We start from the raw sequence: 9092 nt of genomic DNA, 5'->3' as shown, positions 1-9092 counted from the left end.
CACCACCCTCGCCGACTCCACCGTCATGGACCTGATCAAGCAGCAGGAGGACGCCGGCAAGGGCGAGGACTGACCGCCGGGCTGGCGGGTTTCCCCGGCCGCCCGGGGAAACCTGCGGACACGCCGTTGCAGCAACGGCGTGTCCGCAGGTTTCGGCTGACGACCCCGACCGCTGGCGCTTGTAGGGTGGCCCCAGGTGCGCCGGGAAGTCTGGTCGGCAGGACTGCCAGCCACCCCTGAAGGAGCACCGTGTCCGACGCCGTACCTCCACCCGGACGCCGCCCCGGGCCGCGCCTCTTCACCCGCGGCACCTGGCTCGAGCGGTCCCGGACGGCGGAGGTCCTCCGCGCGGAGACCACCGGCGGCCTGCTGCTCATCGCGGCCGCAGCGGTCGCCCTGGTCTGGGCGAACTCGCCGTGGTCGGAGACCTACTACGACCTGCGCGACTACGCCGTCGGACCCGAGGCCCTGCACCTCCACCTGACGCTCGGCACCTGGGCGGCGGATGGGCTGCTGGCGATCTTCTTCTTCGTAGCCGGGCTCGAGCTCAAGCGCGAGTTCGTCGCGGGCGACCTGCGCGACCCGCGACGGGCGGCGCTCCCGGTCGTGGCCGCCGTCGGCGGGATGGCCACCCCGGCCGTCGTCTACGTGCTCTGGAACCTCGGCGCCGACGGCTCGCTCGACGGCTGGGCGATCCCGACGGCGACCGACATCGCCTTCGCGGTCGCGATCCTTGCGGTGATCAGCACGCACCTCCCCGTCGGCCTGCGCACGTTCCTGCTCACCCTCGCGGTCGTCGACGACCTCCTCGCGATCACGATCATCGCGCTCTTCTACACCGAGGAGCTGCACCTGGACTACCTCGGGCTGGCGGTGCTCCCGATCGGCCTGTTCGCCGTGCTCGTGCAACGCCGGATCCGTTCGGGATGGCTGCTCGTCCCGATCGCCCTCGTCGCCTGGACGCTCGTCCACTCCTCCGGCGTGCACGCGACCGTGGCCGGGGTGGTGCTGGCGTTCACGGTGCCCGTACGCCGGATCGACGGCCGCGACGGGCCGGGCCTCGCCGAGCACCTCGAGCACCTCACCCGGCCGATCTCGGCGGGCGTCGCCGTACCGATCTTCGCGTTCTTCGCCGCCGGGGTGACCGTCGGCGGGCTGGACGGGCTGCGGAGCGCGCTGACCGACCCGATCGCGCTCGGCATCATCTGCGGTCTGGTCGTGGGCAAGCCCGTCGGCATCGCGGGTGCCACCTGGCTGCTGGCGACCTTCACCCGGGCCGAGCTCGACGACGAGCTGAGCTGGATCGACGTCATCGGGATGTCGATGCTGGCGGGCGTCGGTTTCACCGTGTCGCTGCTGATCGGAGAGCTCGCGTTCGGCACCGGCAGCGCTGCCGACGACCACGTCAAGGTCGGCGTGCTCCTCGGCTCGCTCACCGCCGTGCTGCTGGCGACAGTGGTCCTCCGGAGCCGCAACCGGACCTACCGCCGGGTGGCCGAGATCGAGGAGCGTGACGACGACGGGGACGGGGTACCCGACGTCCACCAACACGACGACGAGACCGACTGACAGGTTCTGTAGGGTGACGCGCATGGCGAACAACCAGCCCCTGACCCCCTCCACTGGCGAGGGCGACCCCACCATCGGCCGGCTGGTCCACGACGCCACCCGGGACATCTCCACGCTGGTCCAGAAGGAGATCCAGCTCGCGAAGTCCGAGCTGAAGGTCAGCGTCAAGGCCGGCGGCATCGGCGTCGGCATGTTCGCCGGCGCCGTCTTCCTGCTGGTGCTGGCCGTGATCATGCTGTCGGTCTCGATCGCGTACTTCATCAACTGGAACGGCGACGGCCTCGCCCTGCACTGGGCGTTCCTGATCGTCTTCGGGTTCTACGCGCTGGTCGCCGCACTGCTGGTCTTCCTCGGCGTCCGCAGCGTCAAGAAGGTGCGCGCACCGGAGAAGGCGATCGAGCAGGGTCGAGAGATTCCGAAGGCTTTGAAGGGTCAGCACTAGCGGAGACGCGCCAGCAGATCCGCCGATGGTGGTCGAGCAAGCCGCGCGACTGAGGAACGAAGTCGCGACCGGCGTGTCGAGACCCGGTGAGCCGAGAGTCGACCTCAGCCTGCACAGTCACCGGTGCTGACGGCCTCCGAGCTGGTGAGGCCGGCCGCGGCCGCCTTCGAGACCTGGTCGGCCGTCAGCGCGTAGCCGGTGTCGTGATCGTTGACCGATGCGGCGAACACCACGCCGACGACGTCGCCGGACGAGGCGACGATCGGTCCGCCGGAATTGCCGGGCCGGATCAGGCCGCGCAGGGAGTAGACGTCGCGGATGACCGTGCCGTTGCCGTAGATGTCCGGGGAGCGCAGCCGCTGCTGCGACCGGATCCGGCCGGGCTGTACGTCGTACGGACCGTCCTCGGGGTAGCCGAGGACGGCGACGCCGGTGCCGGCACCGGCGCTGCGGTTGAACTTCAAGGTGTCGGTGTCGCCGCTGTCGAAGGCGAGGACCGCGACGTCGACGTCCGGGTTGTAGTAGACGACGTCGGCGTCCAGCGTCGAGTCGCCGATGACCACCTCGGGGTCGTCCACACCGGCGACGACGTGCGCGTTGGTCATCAGGCGGTTCTGGGCGTAGACGAAGCCGGAGCCCTCGACGCCGCGGCCACAGGAGTTGCCACCGCGGATCTTGACCACGCTGGCCGCCGCGCGCTCGACATCGGGGTCGCGGAGCAGGCGCTTGGGTCCGGGGCCGACCTCGACGATCCGCTCGGGCGCGAACGGCTCGAGGTAGCGCGGGAAGAAGCTGGTGCCGACTACGTTGTTGAACGCCTGCAGCGCACCGTCAGCGGTGTCCGGGAGCGTGCCATCGACCTTGGCGAGCACCGCGGACTCGCGCACCAGCGGGGTGATGCCGCCGATCCGCGAGCCCGAGATCGCCACCCCCAGCGCCCACGCGACGATCAGGACCGCCACCGCGCTGAGCAGGGCACCCCCGACGGCGTCGACCGCGCGCACCGGCTGCCAGGTGATCTTGTCTCGGATCCGGGACCCGACGAACTGGAAGACCGCCTGCCCCAGCGAGGCGGCCAGGATCACGATGAACAGCGCTCCGAGCGAGACCCACACCGACGGATCGGCGTCGCCGAGCGCGGTCGGGGCGAGCCAGACGCCGAAGAGCCCACCGAGCAACAGCCCGGTCGTGGCGAAGGCGCCGGTGATGAAGCCCTGCCAGTAGCCGGAGAGGGCGTAGGCGAGGACCAGGACGACGAGCAGCCAGTCGAGCAGGTTCACCGGGCACCCCCTCTGCGTTGGTCGTCGTCGATGTCGAGCAGTGCGGCGGCGCGTCGCTCGCGCCCAGTGAACATGTACGACGGCAGGTCGCGCACCCGTGACTCGTCCCATGGGACGGCCCAGCCCAGGAAGTCCAGCAGCCGGGCGATGATGCCGCCCGTGAAACCCCAGAGGATCACGTCGTGGTCTGGACCGATCAGGAAGCCCGGGCTCCGGTAGTCGCCCATCGGCATCTGGACCGTGACCCGGTGCTCCGGGTCGACCAGCTCGGCCAGCGGCACGTGGTGGATCGCGTGCACCTCGGCCCGGCTCACCACGGAGACCTCCGTGGGTGCGCTCCACCAGCCCAGGATCGGCGTGACGGCGAAGTTGCTGGGCGGCAGCCATAGCTCGGGCAGCCGGCCGAAGACCGTGACGGAGCTCGGATCGACGCCGACCTCCTCTTTCGCCTCCCGCAGAGCGGCCTCGACCACGTCCTCCCCCGGATCCACGGAGCCACCGGGGAACGACACCTGACCGGGATGCGAGCGCATGTCGTGGGCGCGCTCGGTGAGCAGCAGCTCGCCGCCCTGAGGTCCTTCGCCGAAGAGCATGAGTACGGCGCCGCGGCGGGCGTCGCCACCCGGCGGCGGCACGAACCGGGTCAGGTCGGAGGCCTCGATGTCGCGGGCCGCCTGTTCGACGGGCCGCAGCCAGTCTGGGAGGTCCGCCCCTGGATCCTCAGAGTCCACGCCAGTCACAGGTGGGTCCCGAGGTGCTCGTCGGCCAGCTCGACGAGCTCGTCGGCGGACTCGATCCCACCCGGGACGACGGTCACCTGGCCGTCGGCGTCGACGAAGAAGAACATGGGGATGCCGCGGATCACCGGGATCGGGTCGTTGGCGTTGAGGTCGCCGCCCGGGTCGGCGAGGAGCGGATAGGTCACCCCGGACTTGCGGGCGAGCTCGAGCGCGGCCTTCGGCTGCTGGTCCTGGTAGTCCACCCCGATGACCGGGACCTGGTCGCCGTACTTCTCGGAGAACTCCTGGAGGGCCGGCATCTCTTTGACGCAGGGCGCGCAGTAGGACGCCCAGAGGTTCACGATCACCGGGCCCTGCAGACTGGCCAGGTCGACGTCGGACCCGCCGCCGAGGCACGGCAAGGTGAGGTCGGGGAGCCCGCCGTCGACGGGTTCGGCGCTGCCCGGCACACAGTCGGCGATGCCGGCCTCGGTCTTGAGGTTGCGCAGCGACGGGGTGTCGACGTCGATCTTCGCGTCGCCCGGCGACGGGATGTCGTCGGCGTCGCAGCCGCTCAGCAGCAGCACGACCGCCACGAGCGCGGCCGGGAGGAGACGCCTCATGCTCGACCCTCGGTCTTCACCAGCTTGGCCGCGACCTCGGGGTCGGTCGGGCCCTCGCCGTACGACGGGCACCACTTGGCGACGGTGCACGCGCCGCACGCGGGCTTCTGCTTGTGGCAGACCCGGCGACCGTGCCAGATCAGATGGTGGCTCAGCATCGTCCAGTCGCGCTTCTCGAAGAGGGCGCCGACGGCGTGCTCGGCCTTGACCGGGTCGGTCTCCTCGGTCCAGCCGAAGCGCCGCGCCAAGCGGCCGAAGTGCGTGTCGACGGTGATACCGGGGATGCCGAAGGCGTTGCCGAGCACCACGTTGGCGGTCTTGCGCCCGACGCCGGGCAGCTTGACGAGGTCGTCGAGGTTGGCGGGGACCTGCCCGCCGTGGTCGGCGACCAGCGCCGCACTCAGCTTGAGGAGAGACTCGGTCTTGGCCCGGAAGAACCCCAGCGGGCCGATGATCCCCTCGAGCGTGGCGCGGTCGGCGGCCGCCATCGCCTTCGGGTCGGGGTAGGCCGCGAACAGGGTCGGCCGGACCGCGTTGACCCGCTTGTCCGTGGTCTGCGCGGAGAGCACCGTGACGACCAGCAGCTGGAAGGGATCGTCGAAGTCGAGCTCGCACTTCGCGTCCGGATAGGTCTCGCCGAGAACCCGGTCGATCTTGCGCGCACGGCGCACCAGACCGGTGCGAGTCTCGGTGGCTGGGGCGGGCACGGCGCTAGCGTACGGCGCGCCGGGGACACTCCAGGATTCGGCGCTGGACTCCCGACCGGACCGACGCGCGACCGACTTGCGGACACCGGTGACCCTGTGAGGTTTCCCACTGGCTAGGATCAGCATGGAACCCGTGCGCTCGCGGGTCATCTTCACGAGGAGGATCCGTGGACAACGACGTACTCCGTCAAGCTCCGCTTTTCAGCGCGCTCGACGACGAGGCCGCCACCGCCCTACGCGGCTCGATGGCGGAGAGCCGCCTGCGCCGTGGGGACGTGCTGTTCCATGAGGGAGACTCCGGCGACAAGCTGTACGTCGTACTCGACGGCAAGGTGAAGCTCGGGCGCACCTCCTCGGACGGCCGCGAGAACCTGCTGGCGATCCTCGGGCCCGGCCAGATGTTCGGCGAGCTCTCGCTCTTCGACCCCGGCCCGCGCTCGGCGACCGTGACCGCAGTGACCGACGCGACCTTCGCCTCGCTCTCGCACGAGGACCTGCTGCGCTGGCTCGAGGGCCGCCCGATGGTTGCTCGCGGGCTGCTCGCGCAGCTGGCCGGCCGGCTGCGCAAGGCCAACGACGTCGTGGCCGACCTCGTGTTCTCCGACGTGCCCGGCCGGGTCGCCAAGGCGCTGCTCGACCTCGCCGACCGCTTCGGCCGCACCGCCGACGATGGCATCCACGTGCACCACGACCTCACCCAGGAGGAGCTCGCCCAGCTGGTCGGCGCCTCCCGCGAGACCGTCAACAAGGCGCTCGCCGACTTCGCGTCGCGCGGCTGGGTGCGTCTCGAGCCCCGCTCGGTCGTGATCATGGATGCCGAGCGGTTGGGGCGTCGGGCTCGCTGAGCCCTGGCACAGGGATACCCGGTTAACCGGGTATCCCCGAGGTTCTCGGGCACTGCAAAGCCCCAGAAGTTCAAGAAGTGCCCGAGAAGTTCGGACACGCTGACCCCCGCATCACACCTCGCGCGCGTCTGAGGGAGTGAAAGGGGGCGAGGTGCCGCAGCCGTACGACGAGGACACGTTCCGCGCGTTCGTCGTTGCGCGCACGCCCGCCCTGTCGCGCACGGCGTACCTCCTCACCGGAGACGCCCACCTCGCGGAGGACCTCGTGCAGACGGCGCTGTTCAAGGCGGCCAAGAGCTGGCACCGGATCCAGGGCGACCCGGAGCCCTACGTCCGGCGCATCCTGTACACCCAGAACATCTCCTTCACTGTCCCTGGCGACCGACCTGATGCGCACGGCCCTGCCGACCGTCGAGCGTCCCGAGCCGGAATGGCCCTGGTCGGAGGCGCGCACCCTCCGTCGCGATCGGCCTCGGCGTCGCAGCAGCGATCGCCGTCTTCCTGGGACTACGACGACTCTTACGGCGCTACCGGGTCGCCAGGTAGGCCAGCTGCGCCCGCACCGACGTCTCGGCGGCGCCCCAGAGCGACTCGTCGACGTCGGCGTACACGACCTCGACGACCTGCCGGGGCAGCGACTCGTCCTCGGCGGACTCCGGGGTGAGCACCACTCCGAGCTCCGCGAGCGCGCGCTCGACCTGCGCCAGCCGGTCGCGCCGGTGCGCCAGGTAGAAGTCCAGTACGCCGAGGGCGTCGTCGAGCACCGGGCCGTGCGCCGGCCAGAGCGTCCGCACCTCACCCGACAGCACCAGCGAGCGCATCCGCGAGATGGAGTCGAAGTAGGGACCGAGCTGGCCGTCGGGGTGCGCGACGACCGTCGTACCCCGCCCCAGGACCATGTCGCCGGTCAGCAGCGCACCGTCACCGGGCAGCACGAACGACACCGAGTCCGCGGTGTGGCCCGGCGTCGTCAGCACCCTCACCGACAGCCCGTCGACCGTGATGTCCTCGCCGTCGCGCAACGGGTCGGCGTCGAGGCAGTACGCCGGATCGACGGCTCGGACGGCGCAGCCCTTGGCCCGGGCGAACTCCTGGGCCACCTCGGCGTGGTCATAGTGGTGGTGCGTGAGCAGCACCAGCCCGACATCACCGAGCTCCGAGGTCAGGCGCCCGAGGTGGCCGTCCTCGACCGGTCCGGGGTCGACCACGACGACCTGGCTCGCGCCCGGCTCACGCAGCACCCAGGTGTTGGTGCCGTCGAGGGTCATCATGTTGGGGTTCGGGGCGAGCAGGCACTCGCCCCGCTCGCCGTACGACCCACCGCTCCAGCCGGTCATGGTCGCCGCCGGGCCGCCACCAACGGCCGTAGACGATCGGGCATCGACAGCGTCCAGCCCTCGCCGAGCGGCTCCACCGACGGCGTGAACATCTCCACCGACCGCGACGCGGCGACCGCGAGCACCTCCTCGGGCGACGAGTGCTCGCCGACCTCCACCGAGGTGAGGTACGTCGGCGGCAGCAGCGCCAGGTCACCGGCGTCGGCCTGCTCGGCGGCTTCCCGGGCCGGGATCCACTCCACCGACGACGACTCGGTCGACACGTCGCGGGTGATCTGACCCGAGGGCAGCAGGGCCACGAAGAACCAGGTGCGGTAGCGCTTCGGCTCGAAGATCGGGGTCAGCCACGCGTCCCAGACGCCGAGCAGGTCGGTGCGCAGCACCAGCCCGCGCCGGATGAGGAAGTCGGTCAGCGACAGCTCCCGCGACTCGAGGGCGACCCGGTCGGCCTCCCAGTCGTCGGCGGTCGTATCGGCGACGACGTTCGTCTCCGACGTACCGGCCAGCAGCACGCCCGACTCCTCGAACGTCTCGCGTACGGCGGCGCACACCAGCGCCCGCGCGGTCTCCTCGTCGCAGCCGAGGCGGGCAGCCCATTCCGCGGGCGACGGACCGGCCCAGGCGACCGTGGTGTCGAAGTCGCGCGGGTCCACCCCACCGCCCGGGAAGACGCACATGCCGCCGGCGAAGTCCATCGAGTCCTGGCGGCGCATGTAGTAGACCTCGGGGCCCTGGGCGGACGGGCGCATCAGGATGACGGTCGCCGCGTTGCGGGGCTCTGCCGGCGTCTGCCGGCCGTCCTCGAACTCGCGCGCAACGTCGACCAGCCGGTCCGGCAACGGGACCGGGGGAAGAGGAATCCTCACTGGCCGACCCGCACGATGACCTCCACCTCGACCGGCGAGTCCAGCGGCAGCACGGGCACGCCGACCGCCGAGCGCGCATGGATGCCCGCGTCACCGAAGACCTGGCCCAGCAGTTCCGAGGCGCCGTTGGCCACCTGCGGCTGACCGGTGAAGTCGGGCGTCGAGGCCACGAACACCACGACCTTCACGATCTGGGCGACCCGGTCCAGGTCACCGACGATGGACTTCACGGCCGCGATCGCGTTGAGCGCGCACTGCTGCGCGGCCTCCTTCGCCTCCTCGGGAGCGACCTCGCCGCCGACCTTGCCGGTCAGCATCAGCTCGCCGTTCTTCATCGGCAGCTGGCCGGAGGTGAAGACCAGGTCGCCGCAGGCGACCGCAGGCACGTAGACCGCCACCGGCTTGGGCACCTCGGGCACGTTGAGCCCGAGCTCGGCCAACCGCTTCTCGGGAGCACTCACTGCACTCATTCCTGGCTCACCCCTCGATCGGTCGCTTGAAGTAGCCCACCAGATTCTCCGGGTTCATGCCGGGCGCGACCTGCACGAGCTCCCACCCGTCGGCCCCGAAGTTGTCCAAGATCTGCTTGGCCGCGTGCGTGAGGATCGGCGCGGTCAGGTACTCCCACTTCGTCATGCTCGGCACCCTACTCGGGGAGTACCCGAGCACCACCGGCGTCCACCCGTGGTCGGACGCGCTCGACG

General features: G+C 70.8%; 11 protein-coding genes and 1 pseudogene. 4 read left to right on the top strand and 8 right to left on the bottom strand.

The annotated features are described in order from the left end of the window. Nucleotides 1-249: 249 nt before the first annotated feature. Nucleotides 250-1569, top strand: a complete 1320-nt coding sequence (nhaA, locus tag ABEA33_RS02280; protein ID WP_345524927.1) for a Na+/H+ antiporter NhaA — start codon at nt 250-252, stop codon at nt 1567-1569. A 22-nt stretch (nt 1570-1591) separates the two neighbouring features. Next, nucleotides 1592-2011, top strand: coding sequence for a phage holin family protein (locus ABEA33_RS02275; RefSeq protein ID WP_345524926.1), 420 nt, complete (start codon nt 1592-1594; stop codon nt 2009-2011). Nucleotides 2012-2115: 104 nt separating this feature from the next. Here the strand turns inward: ABEA33_RS02275 and ABEA33_RS02270 are convergent, their stop codons facing one another. The 4 genes from ABEA33_RS02270 to nth are packed head-to-tail and all read right to left on the bottom strand — an operon-like array spanning nt 2116 to nt 5340. Next, nucleotides 2116-3291, bottom strand: coding sequence for a MarP family serine protease (locus ABEA33_RS02270; protein ID WP_345524924.1), 1176 nt, complete (start codon nt 3289-3291; stop codon nt 2116-2118). Continuing rightward, complete coding sequence (locus ABEA33_RS02265; protein WP_345524922.1) at nt 3288-4022, bottom strand: NUDIX hydrolase; 735 nt, start codon at nt 4020-4022, stop codon at nt 3288-3290. The genes ABEA33_RS02270 and ABEA33_RS02265 overlap by 4 nt, the downstream gene beginning before the upstream one ends. A gap of 5 nt (nt 4023-4027) precedes the next feature. Next, complete coding sequence (locus ABEA33_RS02260) at nt 4028-4633, bottom strand: TlpA family protein disulfide reductase (RefSeq protein ID WP_345524921.1); 606 nt, start codon at nt 4631-4633, stop codon at nt 4028-4030. Next, nucleotides 4630-5340, bottom strand: coding sequence for an endonuclease III (nth, locus tag ABEA33_RS02255; protein WP_345524920.1), 711 nt, complete (start codon nt 5338-5340; stop codon nt 4630-4632). Before nth ends, ABEA33_RS02260 begins: the two co-directional genes overlap by 4 nt. Nucleotides 5341-5507: 167 nt before the next feature. On the opposite strand from nth, the gene ABEA33_RS02250 reads away from it, so the two are divergent. After that, entirely contained in the window at nt 5508-6185 is a 678-nt protein-coding gene (locus ABEA33_RS02250) for a Crp/Fnr family transcriptional regulator (protein WP_345524918.1), read from the top strand. Nucleotides 6186-6321: 136 nt separating this feature from the next. Next, nucleotides 6322-6519: pseudogene (locus tag ABEA33_RS02245) on the top strand (sigma factor); the annotation flags it as partial. 193 nt (nt 6520-6712) lie between these two features. On the opposite strand, the gene ABEA33_RS02240 reads toward ABEA33_RS02245, so the two are convergent. The 4 genes from ABEA33_RS02240 to sp36 are packed head-to-tail and all read right to left on the bottom strand — an operon-like array spanning nt 6713 to nt 9024. Continuing rightward, a complete protein-coding gene (locus tag ABEA33_RS02240; RefSeq protein WP_345524916.1) occupies nt 6713-7522 on the bottom strand; it encodes an MBL fold metallo-hydrolase in 810 nt (269 codons plus the stop codon). Continuing rightward, on the bottom strand, nt 7519-8388 hold the full coding sequence (locus ABEA33_RS02235) for an NUDIX hydrolase (protein ID WP_345524914.1): 870 nt from the start codon (nt 8386-8388) through the stop codon (nt 7519-7521). The genes ABEA33_RS02240 and ABEA33_RS02235 overlap by 4 nt, the downstream gene beginning before the upstream one ends. Next, nucleotides 8385-8849 (bottom strand): RidA family protein, encoded by a 465-nt coding sequence (locus ABEA33_RS02230; RefSeq protein ID WP_345524913.1) that lies wholly within the window; start codon nt 8847-8849, stop codon nt 8385-8387. Before ABEA33_RS02230 ends, ABEA33_RS02235 begins: the two co-directional genes overlap by 4 nt. Nucleotides 8850-8865: 16 nt before the next feature. Beyond that, complete coding sequence (sp36, locus tag ABEA33_RS02225) at nt 8866-9024, bottom strand: Sp36 family protein (protein ID WP_186347541.1); 159 nt, start codon at nt 9022-9024, stop codon at nt 8866-8868. Nucleotides 9025-9092: the final 68 nt, after the last annotated feature.

The sequence above is a fragment of the Nocardioides endophyticus genome, assembly GCF_039543845.1.
Taxonomy (GTDB): Bacteria; Actinomycetota; Actinomycetes; order Propionibacteriales; family Nocardioidaceae; genus Nocardioides; species Nocardioides endophyticus.
This window is presented reverse-complemented; position numbering and strand designations above follow the sequence as displayed.

Excerpts from the sequence above, each read along its gene's own strand:
- ABEA33_RS02275 (WP_345524926.1), top strand. The coding sequence starts at position 1,592 with ATGGCGAACAACCAGCCCCTGACCCCCTCCACTGGCGAGGGCGACCCC.
- ABEA33_RS02260 (WP_345524921.1), bottom strand. The coding sequence starts at position 4,633 with ATGAGGCGTCTCCTCCCGGCCGCGCTCGTGGCGGTCGTGCTGCTGCTG.
- ABEA33_RS02240 (WP_345524916.1), bottom strand. The coding sequence starts at position 7,522 with ATGACCGGCTGGAGCGGTGGGTCGTACGGCGAGCGGGGCGAGTGCCTG.
- sp36 (WP_186347541.1), bottom strand. The coding sequence starts at position 9,024 with ATGACGAAGTGGGAGTACCTGACCGCGCCGATCCTCACGCACGCGGCC.